This is a genomic window from Labedella populi (genome assembly GCF_004078655.1).
Lineage (GTDB): Bacteria > Actinomycetota > Actinomycetes > Actinomycetales > Microbacteriaceae > Labedella > Labedella populi.
The window spans coordinates 218,027-235,643 of sequence record NZ_RZNC01000002.1 but is presented as its reverse complement, the minus strand read 5'-3'; the positions used below and the strand labels follow the sequence as shown (position 1 = coordinate 235,643).

13 protein-coding genes are annotated in these 17,617 nt (G+C 70.2%); 1 reads left to right on the top strand and 12 read right to left on the bottom strand.

What is annotated here, in order from left to right:
* Window positions 1–28: 28 nt before the first annotated feature.
* From ELQ92_RS06730 to ELQ92_RS06685, 10 genes are all read right to left on the bottom strand, one after another.
* Window positions 29–3,457 (bottom strand): error-prone DNA polymerase, encoded by a 3,429-nt coding sequence (locus tag ELQ92_RS06730; protein ID WP_128498235.1) that lies wholly within the window; start codon window positions 3,455–3,457, stop codon window positions 29–31.
* On the bottom strand, window positions 3,457–5,022 hold the full coding sequence (locus ELQ92_RS06725; protein ID WP_341811091.1) for a DNA polymerase Y family protein: 1,566 nt from the start codon (window positions 5,020–5,022) through the stop codon (window positions 3,457–3,459). The genes ELQ92_RS06730 and ELQ92_RS06725 overlap by 1 nt, the downstream gene beginning before the upstream one ends.
* A 106-nt stretch (window positions 5,023–5,128) precedes the next feature.
* Window positions 5,129–5,995 carry a hypothetical protein gene (locus ELQ92_RS06720; RefSeq protein WP_208004262.1) on the bottom strand — a complete coding sequence of 289 codons (867 nt, stop codon included), beginning with the start codon at window positions 5,993–5,995 and terminating at the stop codon, window positions 5,129–5,131.
* Between the two features lie 79 nt (window positions 5,996–6,074).
* On the bottom strand, window positions 6,075–7,496 hold the full coding sequence (locus ELQ92_RS06715; RefSeq protein WP_128498233.1) for a serine hydrolase: 1,422 nt from the start codon (window positions 7,494–7,496) through the stop codon (window positions 6,075–6,077).
* A 111-nt stretch (window positions 7,497–7,607) separates the two neighbouring features.
* Complete coding sequence (locus tag ELQ92_RS06710; RefSeq protein WP_128498232.1) at window positions 7,608–8,585, bottom strand: aldo/keto reductase; 978 nt, start codon at window positions 8,583–8,585, stop codon at window positions 7,608–7,610.
* A gap of 67 nt (window positions 8,586–8,652) precedes the next feature.
* The gene (locus ELQ92_RS06705; RefSeq protein WP_128498231.1) at window positions 8,653–10,059 is read right to left on the bottom strand and encodes an amidase; all 1,407 of its coding nucleotides are present in this window, start codon (window positions 10,057–10,059) and stop codon (window positions 8,653–8,655) included.
* Window positions 10,056–11,822, bottom strand: coding sequence for a dipeptide ABC transporter ATP-binding protein (locus ELQ92_RS06700; RefSeq protein WP_128498230.1), 1,767 nt, complete (start codon window positions 11,820–11,822; stop codon window positions 10,056–10,058). The genes ELQ92_RS06705 and ELQ92_RS06700 overlap by 4 nt, the downstream gene beginning before the upstream one ends.
* Window positions 11,819–12,715: an ABC transporter permease gene (locus ELQ92_RS06695; RefSeq protein ID WP_481808273.1), complete on the bottom strand. Its 897-nt coding sequence runs from the start codon at window positions 12,713–12,715 to the stop codon at window positions 11,819–11,821. The genes ELQ92_RS06700 and ELQ92_RS06695 overlap by 4 nt, the downstream gene beginning before the upstream one ends.
* 2 nt (window positions 12,716–12,717) lie before the next feature.
* Window positions 12,718–13,665, bottom strand: coding sequence for an ABC transporter permease (locus ELQ92_RS06690; protein WP_128498229.1), 948 nt, complete (start codon window positions 13,663–13,665; stop codon window positions 12,718–12,720).
* A gap of 74 nt (window positions 13,666–13,739) precedes the next feature.
* Complete coding sequence (locus ELQ92_RS06685; protein WP_128498228.1) at window positions 13,740–15,263, bottom strand: ABC transporter substrate-binding protein; 1,524 nt, start codon at window positions 15,261–15,263, stop codon at window positions 13,740–13,742.
* 188 nt (window positions 15,264–15,451) lie between these two features.
* On the opposite strand from ELQ92_RS06685, the gene ELQ92_RS06680 reads away from it, so the two are divergent.
* Window positions 15,452–16,213 (top strand): FadR/GntR family transcriptional regulator, encoded by a 762-nt coding sequence (locus ELQ92_RS06680; RefSeq protein ID WP_128498227.1) that lies wholly within the window; start codon window positions 15,452–15,454, stop codon window positions 16,211–16,213.
* A 31-nt stretch (window positions 16,214–16,244) separates the two neighbouring features.
* Here ELQ92_RS06680 and ELQ92_RS06675 read toward each other — a convergent pair whose 3' ends face one another.
* Window positions 16,245–16,727 (bottom strand): YbaK/EbsC family protein, encoded by a 483-nt coding sequence (locus ELQ92_RS06675; RefSeq protein WP_424979827.1) that lies wholly within the window; start codon window positions 16,725–16,727, stop codon window positions 16,245–16,247.
* Window positions 16,728–16,733: 6 nt separating this feature from the next.
* Entirely contained in the window at window positions 16,734–17,609 is an 876-nt protein-coding gene (locus ELQ92_RS06670; RefSeq protein WP_128498226.1) for a bifunctional methylenetetrahydrofolate dehydrogenase/methenyltetrahydrofolate cyclohydrolase, read from the bottom strand.
* Between the last annotated feature and the right edge of the window lie 8 nt (window positions 17,610–17,617).

The window sequence follows — 17,617 nt, the reverse complement described above, 5'->3', positions numbered from 1 at the left end:
GTAGCTCTGTGGGTCAGTGGATGTCGGGTCAGTGGAAGTCGCGGGAGGTGGTGCGTGCGGCCATCGTGAGCCACTCCATCCGGTCGGCCACGACGTTGATGACGCCGTCGGGCGAGCGTTCGAGCACACCCCGCACGATCATCGCCGGGGCCTCCCGGGCGACACGACGGTACCGCCCCCAGACGCCGACGCTGCACACGACGTTCACGAGCCCCGACTCGTCTTCGAGGTTCATGAACGTGATGCCGCTCGCGGTCGCGGGGCGCTGCCGGTGCGTCACGACCCCAGCGACCTCGATCCTCCGGCCGGGCTCTGCGGTACGGAGGGCTTCGACCGGGAGTACGCCGCGTTCGTCGAGCGGCGAGCGCAGATGCCGCATGGGGTGGTCGTCAGGAGAGACCCCCGTCGACCACAGGTCGGCGACGAGGCGCTCCGCGTCGGTCATCATGCCGAACAGCGGCGGTTGCACCGTGACCTGTGTGCCCGCGAGCTGATCGGGACGCTCGGCGGCGGCGTGCGCGGCACCCCACATCGACGAGCGCCGAGACTCGCCGAATCCCTCGAAGGCACCGGCGGCGGCGAGAGCCTCGAGCTGCGGCGTCGTGAGTCCCACCCGGCGGGCGAGATCCGACATGTCGAGGAACGGGCCACCCCGTTCACGTTCCGCGACGATCTGCGCCGCCTTGCGCTTCCCGAGCGACCCCACCTCCGCGAGACCGAGCCGGACGGCGTGGTGACCGTCACGCCGGTGGTCACGCGTGTCGAACGGGGCGTCCCGGTCGAAGGGACCGACCGGGGGCTGCTCGCCACTGACGCACGTATCGGGTCCCGTATGACCGACGACATCGGGATCGAGCGGTTCGAGCCCCGCCTCGACCCCCGAGAGCAGGATGTCGGGGCGCAGCACCGTCACGCCGTGCGCGCGTGCGTCGGCGACGAGGCTCTGCGGCGAGTAGAAGCCCATCGGCTGCGCTCGGAGGAGGGCGGCGAGGAACGCAGCCGGGTAGTGCAGCCGCATCCACGAACTCGCGTAGACGAGCAGGGCGAAGCTGATCGAGTGGCTCTCCGCGAAGCCGAAGTTCGCGAACGCCTGGATCTTCGAGTAGATGGTGTCGGCGTCGTCCCCGACGATGCCGTTGCCGGCCATCCCGACGTAGAGCTTCTCGCGCAGGGTCTCGATCTTCTCCTGGCCGCGCTTCGACCCCATCGCCCGGCGGAGCAGGTCCGCGTCCTCACCCGTGCACCCGCCGACCGTCATCGCCATCTGCATGAGCTGCTCCTGGAAGAGCGGGACCCCGAGGGTGCGCTCGAGCACCGGTTCGAGCAGCGGGTGCAGGTAGGCGACGGCCTCCTCCCCCGTGCGACGCCGGATGTACGGGTGCACGGCGCCGCCCTGGATGGGGCCGGGGCGTACGAGCGCGACCTCGATCACGAGGTCGTAGAACCGCCGCGGCAGCAGTCGCGGCAGTGTGCCCATCTGGGCGCGGCTCTCCACCTGGAAGACGCCGATCGAGTCGGCGCGGCACAACTGGTCGTAGACGCCCGGCTCCTCCTTCGGCATCGTCTGGAGGTCCCAGCGCTCCCCGCAGTGATCGGCGGCGAGGTCGAACGAGTACTGCAGGGCCGCGAGCATCCCGAGGCCGAGGAGGTCGAACTTCACGAGTCCCATCCACGCGCAGTCGTCCTTGTCCCACTGCAGGACGGTGCGCTTCTCCATGCGTGCGTTCTCGATGGGGCACACCTCGCCGACCGGACGATCGGTGAGCACCATGCCGCCCGAGTGGATACCGAGGTGCCGGGGGAAGCCCATGACCTCGTGCGCGAGACCGATCACGGCGTCCGGGATGTCGTGGTCCTCCGTCGAGGTGAGGGCTCCCCACCGTTCGACCTGGCGGGACCACGCGTCCTGCTGGCCGGGACTGTGCCCGAGCGCTTTCGCCATGTCGCGTACGGCGCCCTTCGGGCGGTAGGTGATGACGTTCGCGACTTGCGCGGCGTTGAAGCGGCCGTACTTCTCGTAGACGTACTGGATGACCTCCTCGCGGCGGTCGGAGTCGAAGTCGACGTCGATGTCGGGCTCCTCGTCGCGCATGCTCGAGAGGAAGCGTTCGAACGGCAGTCCGTAGCGGATCGAGTCGACGGCCGTGATGTCGATGAGGTAGCAGACCGCGGAGTTCGCCGCCGATCCCCGGCCCTGGCAGAGGATGCCGCGCTTCCGGGCGAACTGCACGATGTCGTGCACGATGAGGAAGTAGCCCGGGAAGTCCTTCTCCTCGATCACCTGGAGCTCACGTTCGATGCGGATGCGCTTCGCCTCGTCCATGTCCGGATAGAGCCGCTCGGCCCCGCGCCAGGTGAGCTCACGCAACCAACTCATGGGGGTGTGGCCGGTGGGGACCTCCTGCTTCGGCAGTCCGGGTTTGAGGCTGCGCAAGCGGAAGCCGAGCTCGGCGGCGTAGTCGACGGTGCGCTCGACGGCGCCCGGGTAGCGCGCGAACCGCGCGGCCATCTCCGCTCCGCTGCGGACGTGCGCCGTGGGGGCCGCCGGCAACCACCCGTCGAGTTCGTCGAGGCTGCGCCGTGCCCGCACGGCGGCGAGCGCCGTCGCGACCGGGAACTCGCGCGGGGTCGCGTAGTGCACGTTGCCCGTCGCGAGGACGGGGAGCCGCAATCGGGCCGCGATCCGCGCGAGCGCATCGTTCGCGGTGCTGTCGACGGGGTTGCCGTGGTCGATGAGCTCGACGGCGACGTTGTCGCGACCGAAGAGGTCGAGCAGCGTGCGGACCTCACGCTCGGCGCCCTCCGGTCCCTCCGTCTGAAGCGCGTGCCGGACGGCGCCCTTGCGGCAGCCGGTGAGGATCTGCCACGTGCCGTCGGATGCCGAGGCGAGATCGTCGAGGTCGTACACAGGACGCCCCTTCTCCGCTCCCCCCGCGAGCTGCGCCGACGTGATGGCCGCGGCGAGCCGGTGATAACCTTCCTGCCCGCGTGCGAGCACGAGCAGGTGCCGCCCCTCCGGATCGGGTACCCCGTTCTGCGGGGCGCCGAGACCGAGCGACAGTTCCGCCCCGAACACCGTGCCGAGTTCCGGGGCGTCTCCGCGCGCGGCGTTGTGCGCCTCCGCCGCCTCCGCGAGTCTCACGACCCCGTAGAGCCCGTCGTGATCGGTGAGCCCGATCGCATCGAGGCGCAGCCGCGCGGCCTCCTCGACGAGCTTCTCGGGAGGCGATGCGCCGTCGAGGAAACTGAACGTCGAGTGCGCGTGCAGCTCGGCATAGGGGATGCGTGGGCCGGCGGGTTCGAGCGGCTGCGGCTCGTCGGGGACGTACGGCGAGCGCTTCCTCGACCATGCCGGAGCGTCGCCGCCATCCGCTCCGACGGGCGGCGTGCCGGGGCGGCGGTCCGACAGTTGCTTCTCGAACTCCGACCACGGGATCGGCGGGTTGCTGTAGCCCATCAGTCGTACACCGCCTCGGCCCACCAGCGGTGGGCGACGAGCACGAGCAGCCACGCCCGGCCGGCCTCGTCGACGAGTTGCACGCGCTGCAGGCTCCGCGCCGCGCTGTCCCACCACCGCTCCGAGACGGGCCAGGGACCGGCCCACGCGCTCACGGGTGATGTGCGCTCCGGCTTCTCGCCGATCCCGAAACGCACGGGCGGCGTGGTGAAGGCGCCACGATCGTCGACCTCGACGGAGAGACCGTCCGGCCCGATGACGACGACGGGGCGAGGTTCGGGGAAGACGACACTCGGAGCCGGCCCCGGGATCGCCCCCGGCCACGGCAGCGTCACCGACTCGGCGACGGCCTTCTCCCCACCCGGCGGGCGGTCGCCCCACGGCACGAGCACCTGACGCTGCCCGGGCATGCGGCCCCCCGTGAGGCGCGCGGTGAGCACACCGTCGTGACCGACCATGCTCTGCACACGCGAGAGCCCGTGATGCACACGCTCGTCGGAGCCCGTGCCCCAGAGCCCCTGCTCGTGACGCGACATGGCGTCGACGCTCTCGGGCTCGACGCGGATGCTCTCGACCGCCGCTTCGAGTCCCTCCGTTCGTCCGTTGCCCTGGATCTGCCAGCGCACCCGGTCGACGATGTCGGACGCCGTGAACCAGCGCGGGTGCAGCCAGGACCGCTCGCGCACCCCCACGTCCTCGAGTCCGATCTCGACGCGGATCGCCGTCGTGACGAGCGTCGCGGCGCGCAAGCGGCCGACGATGTCGTCGGCGACCTGGCGGAAGGCGAACGCGATCTGGTCGACCCGGTCGAGGGCGGTCTCGAAGACGATCTCGCCCCCGAGGTCCGGCGGCGGGGTCCGCGTCTCGACGTCGCGCGGGTCCCGACCGGACGAGAGTGCGTGCAGCCGCTCGCCGTCCTCGCCGAAGCGATCACGCACCTCGACCGCGTCGAGGGCGGCGAAGTGCCCGAGCGTGTCGATTCCGAGGCGACGGAGCACCGTCGTGAGCTCGGGGCGCTCGAGCACCGAGAGCGGCAACGGCGCGAGGAACTCGCGCGTGCGACCGGGTGGGACGACGCGCACGACGTCTTCCGGACCACGCATGCGCGCCTTCGCGAGCTGCTCGGCGGCGAAGAGGGAGTCCGCGACGCCCACGCGCGCGATCACCCCCGGCGGCACGACGCCGTCGGCGCCGTCGGTCCTTTGTCCTGCCGGGTGAGCGGCGGCCACGACATCGAGCACTGCTTCCGCGGCCTCCACCTCGCCGCCGTAGTACCGGCTCGGACCGCGCGCCTTGACCGCGAGGGTGCCGGGGCGCACGAGCTGGGCGCCGGGCACGATCGCCTCGACCGCCGAGATGACCGGTTCGAAGGCGCGGTGGTCGAGGTCGGCGTCGTACGGGAGCACCATGAGTCCCGGGCAGCGCGCTTGCGCCTCTCGCACCCGGAGCCCGCGCGCGACGCCCTCCCGCCGCGCCGATGCCGAGCACGCGAAGATCTCGCCCTTCACGACGAGGGCGAGCGGAGCGGACGGCGGCAGCCCGGCGGCCTCCGCCGCCGCGATCACGGGCCAATCCGGGCACCACAGGAGGAGGACCCGCGGGGGAACAGCCGCCGGCGCGCTTCCCGACGATGTCGCGGATCGACCCCGCGCCATCAGGCCACCTCGCACATCAGGCCACCTCGACCGGGCGCAGGTGCCGAGGCGGACGAGGGGGCTCAGCGTCGGAGCGGTCGGACACGGAGCGCTCGGCCACGGAGTGGTCGAGCGGCGAGACGGCGGCCGGCTGGGCGGCGGCGCTGATCCCGGCCGTCGCGTCGGGCAGCCAGAGGGTCGCGCTGAGGGGACGGCCTGTGCCCCGGACCTCCGACGTCACGGTGACCTGGCGAGCGGCGAGGTGCCCGTGGCCGTGGCCGATCCCCTCCCAGGACGCTCCGGACACGCGCAAAGTCGCCTCGCTCTGCGGCCAGTCCCCGAGGACGACGAGAGCGGCACCGCGCTGCCGGAGCCGCGCCGTGAGCCGTGCGAGGTCTCCCGGGTTCACGCGGCCGGGCGGACGGGTGAGGACGACCGTGACGACGTCGGCCATCGCGGCGGTGACGGCGAGCCACTGCTCCCCCGGATCCGGCACGAGGACGAGGCGGTCGAGGTCGATGCCGAGACCCGCAGCGGCCTCGGCGCCGAACGTCGGCATCCCGACGACGGCACACCATGACCCCGCGGCGCTCGGCCCCGCGAGCAGAGCGAGCGCGAGCAGAGCGGACCGGTGCACGGCGTAGCTCGACCCCGCCCGTAGCGCCCCGCCGGGGAGGAGCGGGCTGAGTGCCGACACGGTCGGCAGGGCGCGGGCGTCGAGCTTCGTCTCCTGCATGCCGGTGATGCGCGCTTGCAGTTCGAGGATGCGATCGAGGGACGCCCGCGCATCCGCGACGGCGTCACCCCCCGTGACGGAGGAACCCCCGAAGACAGCGGGGCTGTCGGGCACAGCGTCGGAGGCCGACCCCATACTGGAGTCGCTCGAGATCGCCGCCCATGCCATGGGTTAAATATTCGAACACATGTTCGAATGTGTCAATCCGGCTGCGGCGCGTCGCGAACCCGCCCTCAGCCCATCCGCCTCACTCCGCGAGGAGGGCCAGGGCGTCTTCGGCCTGCCCGAAATACAGCCCCTGGTCGACGAGCGCGGCGGGGTCCTCCGTCGATGCCTGCAGCGAGATCACGTAGGCCTCATCGCCCGTTTCGACGTACCAGCTGCCGGCGAGCACGCCGACGGAACTGCCGCCCTTGAACGCGACGTAATCCCAGCCTTCGACGACGGAGGGCGCGAAACCGGGGTTCGCCGAGAGGATGTCCCGGACCGGCTCCCCCGCTTCGGTCTCGGCGAGACCCTGCAACGCGAGGTGCGCCGCGACGAGGTCGTCGGGCGTCGCGAACCAGTCGATGCCCTCCGTCCACACGGCGCCGACGAGGTCCGTCGCCTCGACCTCGATCGGGCCGCCGGGGAGAGCATCGAGGATCGCGCGGCGTTCGTCCGGTGAGCCCGAGCTCCACGGCTCCCGCAGAGCGCCGTCGTCGCCCCACCCGATCTGGAAGAGCGCGCGCGTCGAGGGGAACGGCGTGTTGAGGGCGGGCTCCGAGTGCCCCATGTCGACGAGAGCGTGTTCGGCGGCCTCGCGACCGACGGCGGCCATGAGCATGTCGGTCGCCGTGTTGTCGCTGATCGCGATCATCTTCTCCGCGGCATCCCGCACCGTCACGGTCGTGCCGTCCTCCTCGTTCTGAAGCTCGCCGGAGGGGAGGCTCTTAAGGTCGGCGGTGATCTCGAGCTCGTCGTCCCACGTGAGCCGATCCTCGTCGATCGCGGTCACGACCGCCCCGAGCACGTAGAGCTTGAAGATCGAGCCGAGGGGCTGGGCGCCGTCGTCACCGACGGCGAGCACGACGTCGCCCGCCGTCCCATCGCTCACGTCCGTCACCTGCAGGCTCGTGGGTGCGTCGAGGGCCGCGACGTTCTCCTCGAGCTCGTCCCAGTCGGCGGCCGGCGTGCGCTCGGCGGGAGTGGGGGTGAAGAGAAGCCCGGAGAGGAGGCCGTCCCCGTCGACCGATGCCTGGACGTCGAGCGAACCCTGCGAGCCGCTCTCGATCGTCGCGGCAGCCTGTGTGTCGGTACCCTCGTACGCGGTCGGCACCCAGGGCTTTCCGGCCCCGAGCTGGTCGAGGATGTCGACGAGTTGCTCCCCCGACACCGCGTCGAGCATGTCGGCGTTGAGCCGCTCCTCGACATCCGCTGCGGTCACCTCGACCTCGCCGTTGAGCGCGTCGACCGTCCAGGAGATGTGCTCACCCACGACCGTGTCGGCGATCACGACGGGCGTCGCGGTGTCGTCGGGCGCTGGGGTCGCTCCCGAACCGCACGCGGAGAGCAACAGCGCGGTCGCGGCGGCGAGCGCCCCGGCCACGGAGAGCCGCCGGGATCGCTGCGAGAGGCGGGCGCTACCCGAACGGGCGTCGGTCGATGGTCCGGCTGCGAGGGACGTCATGCTTCCATCGCACCAGGAGGACCGTTCCGGCGCATCCGCCACCCGACGGACATTCTCCCGTCCTCCCTCTCCCCCTCGCGGAGGTGGGAGGAGAGGGGAGGCCGGACCGGCTCAGAAGCCCTCGGGGTCGCGCGGCACGTACATCGCCTCGAGCGCCGCGATCTCCGCCTCGGTGAGCTCGATGTCGACGGACGCGACGGCGTCCTCCAGGTGGCCGAGCTTCGTGGCCCCGACGATGGGAGAGGTCACGGCGCGCTGCTGTCGCACCCACGCGAGTGCGACCTGCGCGCGCGAGACCCCGCGCTCCTCGGCGACCCACGCGACGGCCTCCGAGACGGCACGATCGCTCTCCTCGCGCTGGCCATAGAGGCTGCGGCCGAAGACGTCGGTCTCACTGCGGCTGGTGGAGTCGTCCCAGTCACGGGTGAGCCGACCGCGAGCGAGCGGCGACCACGGAAGCACCCCGACGCCCTGGTCCAGGCAGAGTGGGTGCATCTCGCGCTCCTCCTCACGGTTGATGAGGTTGTACTGGTCCTGCATCGACACGAAGCGCGTGAATCCGCCGAGATCGGCGGTGTACTGAGCCTTCGAGAACTGCCACGCCCACATCGACGACGCCCCGATGTAGCGCGCCTTCCCGGCGCGGACGACGTCGTGGAGCGCCTCCATGGTCTCCTCGATGGGCGTCTCCGGGTCCCAGCGGTGGATCTGGTAGAGGTCGACGTAGTCGGTTCCGAGACGCCGCAGGCTCGCATCGATCGCGGACAGGATGTGGGCCCGCGAGAGCCCGCCCCCGTTGGGGCTCTCGCGCATTCGCCCGTGGACCTTCGTCGCGATGACGACGTCCTCGCGCTCGGCGAACTCGCCGAGCGCGCGACCGAGGATCTCCTCGCTCGTGCCGTCGCTGTAGACGTCCGCGGTGTCGAAGGTCGTGATGCCGAGTTCGAGGGCCCGCCTGATGAACGGACGACTCTCGTCCTCCGGGAGGCTCCACTCGTGCGAACCGCGACCGGGTTCGCCGTAGCTCATGCACCCGAGTGTCACCGCGGACACCTTCAGCCCGCTCCGACCCAGCCGGACATACTCCATGGCCACTCCTCGCCTCCGATGCGTCGATCGCCCCGATCGACACACTCAGTATCGCCCCTCCGAGAAGTCAGCGGATGGGGAAGACGGGGCGTGCGGCCTCCGGACGCGCCGACTCGAACCAGGCGGTCGCTCGCAGCACCCCGAGGTCGTCGTGGCGGCGGCCAGCGATCTGCAGACCGATCGTGCGCCCGTCCCGTGTGAAACCGCTGTTGATGCTCGACGCGGGCTGACCGGTCATGTTGTAGGGCACGCAGTACGCGATGTGCGCCATCCCTTCGTCGTCATCGCCGAACGGCATGGGCCATTCAGCAGGGAAGGCCGCGACCGGTGAGACGGGCGAGAGGACGAGGTCGAACGGCTGCGTCGCCGCCACCGTCTCCGCTCGCATCGACTGAATCGTGTCGTACGCCTCGAGCACCCTCCGACCGGCCACGTCGGCGCCGCCGGAGCACCACTGCACGATGAACGGCAGTACCCGTTGCCGATCCGCGACGGAGAGTTTCGAGTAGGTGTTCCAGAAGCGCACGCGCCAGAAGAGGTCGACCGCGTCGAGCATCTCGGGAGTGAGCGCGGGGGCGAGCTCGACGACCTCGGCACCGGCGGAGGCGAAGAGGTCAGCCGCGGCCCGCACAGAAGCTGTCACCTCCGGGTCGACCGCCATGCCCGCCCCCGGATCGAGCTGCAGAGCGACGCGCAGGCCCCGCACCTCTCCGTCGAGTGCGGTCCAGGGCACGTCTTCCGCGGGGAGCGAGGTGTAGTCGCGCCAGTCCGGGCGGGCGACGGCGGTCATGGCGAGGGCGACGTCGGCGACGGTTCGCCCGAGAGGTCCGAGGGAACGCCCGAAGTACGGCGTGTCGTGCGGGATGCGCCCATCGCTCGGCTTGAGCGCGACGAGGCCGGCCCACGTCGCCGGGAGACGCACCGAGCCTCCGATGTCACTTCCGATATGGATCGGTCCGAACCCGGCGGCAGCGGCGGCTCCGGCACCACCGCTCGACCCGCCGACGGTCCAGGCCGGATTCCACGGGCTGCGGGTGATGCCGTGGAGACTCGACACTCCCGAGGACAGCATGCCCCAGTCGGGCATGGTCGTCGAGCCGACGATGACGGCACCGGCCTCGAGCAAGCGCTCGACGGCCGGGTTGTCCGACACCGGGAACTCCGGCGTCCCGGCCGCCGTTCCCGATCGATACGCCACACCACGGCGGTGCATGTTCTCCTTCACCGTGACGGGTACGCCGTCGAGGGGACCGAGTTCGGCACCGGCCGCCCACCGGCCGGCACTCGCCTCCGCGTCGGCGACGACCTCGGCGGGCGCATACGAGGCGAAGACGTTGAGCTCCTCGTTCCGCGCCTCGACCGCATCGATCACGTCTCGTGCGACGTCGACGGGGGTGAACGCGCCCTCCCGGTAGCCGGCGACGATGTCGGCGGCGGCGAGCGCTCCGAGTCGAGTGGTGGTCGAGGCTTTCACGCGTGCTCCAATGTGTGCTGAAGGGTCGGTGTCGCGAGGACGAGTTGACGGGTGTAGTCGTGCGTCGGGGACTCGTAGAGCCGTTTCGTCGGCCCCGTCTCGACGATCTCCCCGTCGCGCATCACAGCGACCCGATCGCACAGGTGGCGGACGACCCCGAGGTCGTGGGACACGAACACGAGGGTGAGCCCGTATTCGTCGACGAGGTCGGCGAGCAGGTTGAGGACCTGAGCACGGACCGAGACGTCGAGGGCGCTCACGGGCTCGTCGGCGACGAGGACCCGCGGTCGGCAGACGAGGGCACGAGCGATGGAGATGCGCTGCCGCTGTCCACCCGAGAACTCGTGGGGGAAGCGCTCGACGGAGGTCGCGGGCAGACCGACGTGGTCGAGCATCTCGGCTACCAGCCGTCGGCGTTCTGCGGGGGACGCCGCGAGGCCGGAGCGCAGGTTGGCGGGATTGAGAAGGGGCTCCGCGACGATGTCGCCGACGCTCATCCGCGGGTCCAGCGATCCCATCGGATCCTGGAAGACGATCTGCAGGGCCCGCCGCAGCTCACCAAGGTCCTTCTCCTTCGCCCCGCGGAGGGACGTCCCGACGACGTTCACCTCGCCCGAAGTCGGCTGGTCGAGACCGGAGAGGATGCGCAGAAGCGTCGACTTACCGGATCCGGACTCTCCCACGATGCCGAAGCGCTCCCCCTCGTGGATGTCGAAGTCGAGACCACGGAGGGCATCGACACGCGCGGCTCGACCGAACAGACCGCTGCGGGAGCGGACGTAGGTCTTCGTCAGTCCCCGCACGCTCACGATGGGAGCGGGTGAGGCCGCCGACTCGGTCGTCGGTCGATCCGGAGCGGGAGCGGCGACGCCGAGCACAGCCGGCTGCTCGTCGACGCCCGGTTCCGACGCGCTCAATCGCGACGGGTCGTATCCCGCAGCCGTCGCGATCGTGAACAACCGGCCGTCGGCATCCGTCGCGGTGAGGTCGGACGCCGCGAGCAGGCCACGGGTGTACGGGTGCTTCGGCCGGGTGAAGACGGTCTCGATGGGGCCCTCCTCGACGACGACTCCGCGGTTCATGACGAGGACCCGCTCGCACACACTCGCGACGACGGCGAGGTCGTGCGTGATGAACAGGAGCCCCGTCCCGCGCTGCGTCACGGAGCGGAGGACGAGATCGAGCACCTGCTTCTGCACGGTCACATCGAGCGCCGTCGTGGGTTCGTCGCACACGAGCAACGCGGGATCGTTGGCGAGGGCCATCGCGAGCATCACGCGTTGTCTCTGACCGCCGGACAGCTGGTGAGGATAGGCCATGGCCGACTCGGCGGGATTCGGGAGGCCGACGTCGGCGAGGAGCTCCACGGCGCGACGGCCTGCCTCGGAAGCAGACGCGGTGCCGTGGATCGTCATGATCTCCGCCACCTGCCGCCCCACGCGCATGAGCGGGTTGAGCGCCGTCATCGGTTCCTGGAACACCATGGACATGGCGGATCCGCGGAGCTTGGCGAGGCGCGCGTCGCTACGGCCGAGGAGATTGTCGTCGGAGCCCGCGACGGTCACGCTGCCGCTCGTCGTCAGGGTGTCGGGCAGTAGGCCCATGACGGCCGTCGACGTCACCGACTTGCCGGAACCGGACTCGCCGATGAGGCCCACCTTCTCACCGGGGGCGATGCGGAAGGTCACGTCGTCGACGAGGGTGGTCGCTCCGGCGGCGACCGTGAGGCCGCGGACGTCGACCGCGAAATCGGTGGAGGTCATCGGTTGCTCCTCATCTTGGGGTCGAAGCGGTCGCGGAGGCCGTCTCCGAGGAGATTGAAACCGAGCACCGCGACGGCGATGGCGATTCCGGGGGCCATCGCCAGGTAATCGTGCGAACCGAGGAACTGCTGCGACTCCTGCAGCATCCGACCCCATGACGGGGTGGGCGGCATGGTGCCGAGCCCGAGGAAGGACAGTCCGGCCTCGGCGAGCACGGCGATCCCGAAGTTGACGGAGCACTGGACGACGATCATCCCGCTGATGTTCGGGAGGACGTGCCGCAACGCGATCCGGAACTCCGAGCGATTCGCGGCGCGCGCGGCGAAGACGTAGTCCGTCTTCATGACCTGGAGGGTACCGCTGCGTGCCACACGGGCGAACGCGGGAATCGAACCGATGCCGAGCGCGACCATCGCTGTGACGGTTCCGGCTCCGAACACGGCGCCGAAGACGATCGCGAGGAGGAGACCGGGGAACGCCAGGAGGATGTCGTTGCCCCGCATGACGAGGTTCCCGAGCCGTCCGGGCCGCATCCCCGCGAGGATACCGAGTGGCACCCCGATGACGACCGCGATCCCCACGGCGATGAAGCCGACGATGAGCGTGATCTGCGATCCGACCATCACGGCGGAGAACACGTCGCGACCGAAACGGTCGGTGCCGAACCAGTGCGCTGCGCTCGGGAACTGGAGCCGATCGGAGGCGACCGTCGCCACCGGGTCGTACGGCGTCCACACGAGAGAGACGAGTGCGACGAGTGCGACGAGAGCGATCAGGGCCGCTCCGACGATGAGCTGGGTCCCGGGACGGTTCCGGCGGCGGCCGCCTCCCGGGACCGACGGGGCGGGCACGGGCATACCTACGGAGTCGGTGGTGTCGAGGGATGTCACCATCGTCACGCCGCCTTTCTCAGCCGGGGGTCGAGCACGGTGTACGCGAGGTCGACGAGGAGGTTGATCACGATGACGAGCAGGACGAGTACGGCGACGATCGCCTGGACCGCGAGGAGATCCCGATTCCCGACGGAGTCGACGAGGAGGCTCCCGAGGCCCGGGATCACGAAGACCCGCTCGATCACGACGGAACCGATGAGCATGGCCGCGAGTTGGACGCCGACGATCGTCACGACGGGCACTCCGGCGTTCCGCAGGCCGTGCCGGACGAGTGCGGCCCCCTTCGTGAGCCCCTTCGCACGCGCGGTGCGCAGGAAGTCCTCGCGCATGATCTCGAGAACGGCCGAGCGGACGTATCGGGTGATGATCGCGGCCTGGACGCTTCCCAACGCGATCACGGGCAGCACGAGGCGCCGCAGGAACTGGACGGGGTCGTCGGACGGCGCGACCCATCCGCCCGACGGGAACCATCCGAGGTGCACGGCGAAGACCGCGACGAGGAGGACGCCGACGAGGAAGTTCGGGACCGCCACGCCCACTTGTGAGATCCCGGAGAGGACGACGCCGGACGGGTACCGATGCCGGACGGCCGCGAGAACGCCGAGCGGAACGGCGACGAGGAGCGCGACCACCATCGAGAGGCCCACGAGGATGAGCGTCACCTGGACACGGTCGGCGATCAGGGGCGACAGGTCCTGCGACGTCACGTAGGACGTGCCGAAGTCGCCACGGACGAGTCCCCCCATCCACTGCAGGTACTGCAGAGCCAGGGATTGGTCGGTACCGTACTCCGTCCGCCACTGCGCGAGGGCTTCGGGGGTCGCGTTGATGCCGAGCGCCACGACGGCCGGGTCACCCGGCATCACTCGCAGCATCACGAAGATGAGCGCGGTCGCGACGAGCAGTGTGGCGAGGAACTGTCCGAGGCTGCTGAGCAGTCGTCGTGCCATTCTCGCTCTCCTTGTCTCTCGGGGGTCGTACATCGGTCGTCCGAGGTGCCCGGACGGGGGCGGGCCGCCTTCGATCAGTCGGTCCAGGTCAGCCCGGACAGCACGAGCGATTCGGTCACCGCGTTCGCGGCGATCCCGCCGAGTTCCGCCTTGGCGACGACGAGGTTCGGGAACAGGAACAGCACGTCCGAGGCGGCGTCCTCGGTGATCGTGCGGACGACCTCCTTCATGCCGCTCACGTACTCCTCAGGGGTGCCCGAGTCGGCCGCGATGACCTGATCGGCGATCTTCGCGTTGTCGTAGCCGATGTAGTAGTCGGGGTTGTTGAAGGTCGCGAGTACGTCGCGCGCTTCGACCGCCAGGATGACCGACATCTGGTAGTCGGCCTGCGTGAAGACCTTGTCGAGCCAGACGGCGGGGAACTCGGACGACTGGATGGACGCGTCGATGCCGACCTCGGCGAGCTGCGACACGACGATCTCGGAGACGGCCGTGGCATAGGGGCGCGTGGGCACGTCGAAGGTGATCGAGATGTTCTCGGCGCCGGCCTCCGCTAGGAGCTCACGAGCCTTCTCCGGATCGTACGGGTACAGGTCGGTGAGATCCTCGTAGTACGGGTCGGTCGGGGCGACCATGGCACCGATCTCGGTGCCGTAGCCGGCCCAGGCCGCGTCGATGACGGCCTGACGGTCGATGGCATACATGACGGCCTGACGTACCCGGACGTCGTCGAAGGGAGCGACCTTGTTGTTCATCGAGAGCAGGATCTCCCCGTTCGACGTGCCCTCGATGACCTGGAAGGCCTCGTCGGACTCGAACTGGCCCATCAGGTCGGGCGCCTGCATGTTGTAGACCATGTCGACGTCCCCGGAACGGAGCGCGTTCGTACTCGCGACGGCGTCGGCGAAGTAGCGGAGCGTGACGTCGGTGATGTCCGGCTCCTCGCCCCAGTAGTCGTCCCGGCCGGCGAGAGTGATGCGGTCGCCGCTCACGAAGCTCTCGACCGTGTACGGGCCGGTGCCGATGGGCTCCGTGGCCAGGTCGTCGACACCCGTCTCGGAGAACATCGCACCGACGTAGGTGCCCATGTCGAAGAGCCATGCGTTACTCGGACGGCTGAGGGTCACGCGCACCTCCGTGTCGGAGACCGCCTCGACGGAATCGACGACGTCCATCTTGGACTTGGTGCCGTTCAGCCAGGCGTCGCTCTGGACGCGCTCGATGCTGAAGACGACGTCGTCCGCCGTGAAGTCCTCGCCGTCGGAGAACAGCACGCCGTCCTGCAGGACGAAATCGTAGACGGTACCGCCCTCGCTCACCTCCCAGCTCTCGGCGAGTTGGGGTTGGAGCTCCCCGTCCTGGTCGATCGTGACGAGCCCCTCGTAGACGTTGTTCATCACGACCTGAGGAATGGCGGCACCCGATGTCGTCGTGAAATCGAGGTTCACGGGTTCTCCGGTGAGACCGATGACGACGGCATCCGACGTGGCGCTCCCTCCCCCGGACGAGCTTCCGGCCGAACAGGCGGACAGGGCGAGGATGGAGGCCGCAGCGACGGCTGTCGCCGCGACGAGGCGATGGGGGATGCGGGCGTTCATGGAACTCCTTCGGGAGTCGGGGGAGAGTCGAGGAGACCGGCAGGGAACGGGCGCCGGGTTACTGGTCAGGCCAGTAAACGACACGCTAGGCTGACGCCGAAGAGAGCGTCAAGCACGGAAACAAAGATGTAACAGTTTCCCCGATCCTCCTCCCCCTCCAACCGCCGGCGCCACCGAGAGGCAGAGCGATGAGCTTCACCCCCGTCCAGAAGATCAACGCCTACGAGATCATCGTCGATCAGGTCGAGCAGGCCATCTCCGATGGCACCTATGGCGCCGGAGACAGGCTCCCGAGCGAACGCCAGCTCATGGCGGATTTCGGCGTGAGCCGGGCGACCGTGCGGGAAGCGATGCGTGTGCTCCAGGCGACCGGGGTCATCGAATCGCGGCCGGGCGACCCACGCGGTCCCGTGGTGACCGCGTTCTCCCCCCGAGTGCTCGAGAAATCGATGGCGAAGCTCGCCCAGCTCGACTCGGTGTCGCGAGTCGAGCTCCTGCAGTTCCGCCTGTTGCTCGAGGGGCACGCGAGCCTCCTCGCCGCGACGGAGCGCACAGACGACGAACTCGCCGAGATCGCGCGGCGCGGGGAGGACATCGCGGACCTCGCCGACCAGCCCGACGTCCGATTCGGCGAGCGCGTCAATCGGTTCCATCAGGCCATCCGCCGGGCCTCGCACAATCAGATGCTCGAGATCTGCGGGAACGTCGTCGGTGGGGTGATGGCCGAGATGATCGATCGCCGGCTCACGAGCGAGACGGACCGCAGCTCGCGGGTGCGCACAAGCGCCCACGACGCTCGCGCGCTCGTCGCCGCGATTCGCGACGGTCGCGCCCAGGAGGCGGCCGCGATCTCCACCGGGAACATCTACCGCTACTACGCCGACGACCTGTCGTCGGAGGAGACGAGACGTCTCGCGACGATGATGGAGTCGTACGGGGCGCAGATGTGACCGGACCCCGCACGACCCCGCGGGTCCCGCGTCAGTCGAGCGTGACGGCGGTGACGGTGCCGCCCGTGAGGCGGACGAGGTCGTCGAACGTCGTCGGGAACACCGTGTGCGCGTGGCCGGCCGCCGCCCAGATCACCGGGAACGCGGCGAGAGCCGTGTCGACCCAGGTGCGGAGCGGCGCGGGATGCCCGACGGGGGCGACGCCCCCGATGACCTGACCCGTCGCCGCTTTCACGGTGTCGGCGTCGGCACGTTTCAGTCGACCACCGATCCGTTTCCCGAGGAACGCCGTGTCGACGCGGTGCGCCCCGCTCGTCATCACGAGCACCGGCTCGCCGTCGAGCGTGAAGACGAGTGAATTCGCGATCGCGCCGACGGGGCAGTCGAGCGCGGTGGCCGCTGCGACGGCCGTGTGTGCACCCTCGTCGAACCAGACGACCTCGACGGGGGTGCCGGCCGCGGCGAGCGCCGCCTCGACCCGCTCGACCGACGGGTGGCTCCGCCGCACGCTCACGACGACCTACGCTCTCTCGGCCGATTGCACGACGTTCGAGACGAGGAGCGCCCGCGTCATCGGACCGACTCCGCCCGGGTTCGGTGACAGCCAGCCCGCGACCTCGGCGACGCCGGGGTCGACGTCGCCCGAGAGCTTCGCCTTGCCGCTCTCCGTCGTGCCGACGCGGGTCACTCCGACGTCGACGACGGCGGCGCCCGGCTTGATCCAGTCGGCGGTCACGAGGTGGGGCACGCCGACCGCGGCGACCACCACGTCGGCACGCCGGACCTCGGCGGCGATGTCGGGCGTTCGCGAGTGCGTGAGGGTGACCGTCGCGTCGATGCCCTTCCGGGTGAGGAGCAGCCCGAGCGGACGGCCGACCGTGAGGCCGCGACCGATCACCGTGACGTGCTTGCCGGCGAGTGCGACGTCGTTCCGCCGCAGCAGCTCGACGATGCCGGCCGGCGTGCACGGCAGCGGCGACGTGAGCTCGCCCGCCACACCCAGGACGAGTCGACCGAGGTTGGTCGGGTGGAGGCCGTCGGCGTCCTTGTCCGGGTCGATGGCCTCGAGGATCTCGTTCTCGTCGATGCCCGCGGGGAGCGGGAGCTGCACGATGTACCCGGTCACCTCGGAAGCGGAGTTGAGGTCACGCACCGCGGCGAGGACGTCCTCCCGCGACGCCGTCGCCGGGAGGTCCACGCGGATGGACTCGATGCCCACCTCCGCGCAGTCCCGGTGCTTGCCCGCGACGTAGCTGCGCGACGCGGGGTCGTCTCCGACGAGCAGCGTCCCGAGGCCGGGGACGACGCCCCGCTCCCGGAGGACGTCCACGCGGTCGCGGAGTTCGGACTTGATGGCGGAGGCGGCCGCGAGGCCGTCGAGCTTGAGAGCCGTCATGCCGGCGC

What these genes read in the sequence shown, in the direction of transcription:
- ELQ92_RS06730 (WP_128498235.1), bottom strand. Translation starts at nt 3,457, where the DNA reads ATGGGCTACAGCAACCCGCCGATCCCGTGGTCGGAGTTCGAGAAGCAA.
- ELQ92_RS06720 (WP_208004262.1), bottom strand. Translation starts at nt 5,995, where the DNA reads ATGGCATGGGCGGCGATCTCGAGCGACTCCAGTATGGGGTCGGCCTCC.
- ELQ92_RS06715 (WP_128498233.1), bottom strand. Translation starts at nt 7,496, where the DNA reads ATGACGTCCCTCGCAGCCGGACCATCGACCGACGCCCGTTCGGGTAGC.
- ELQ92_RS06710 (WP_128498232.1), bottom strand. Translation starts at nt 8,585, where the DNA reads ATGGAGTATGTCCGGCTGGGTCGGAGCGGGCTGAAGGTGTCCGCGGTG.
- ELQ92_RS06700 (WP_128498230.1), bottom strand. Translation starts at nt 11,822, where the DNA reads ATGACCTCCACCGATTTCGCGGTCGACGTCCGCGGCCTCACGGTCGCC.
- ELQ92_RS06695 (WP_481808273.1), bottom strand. Translation starts at nt 12,715, where the DNA reads ATGGTGACATCCCTCGACACCACCGACTCCGTAGGTATGCCCGTGCCC.
- ELQ92_RS06690 (WP_128498229.1), bottom strand. Translation starts at nt 13,665, where the DNA reads ATGGCACGACGACTGCTCAGCAGCCTCGGACAGTTCCTCGCCACACTG.
- ELQ92_RS06685 (WP_128498228.1), bottom strand. Translation starts at nt 15,263, where the DNA reads ATGAACGCCCGCATCCCCCATCGCCTCGTCGCGGCGACAGCCGTCGCT.
- ELQ92_RS06680 (WP_128498227.1), top strand. Translation starts at nt 15,452, where the DNA reads ATGAGCTTCACCCCCGTCCAGAAGATCAACGCCTACGAGATCATCGTC.
- ELQ92_RS06670 (WP_128498226.1), bottom strand. Translation starts at nt 17,609, where the DNA reads ATGACGGCTCTCAAGCTCGACGGCCTCGCGGCCGCCTCCGCCATCAAG.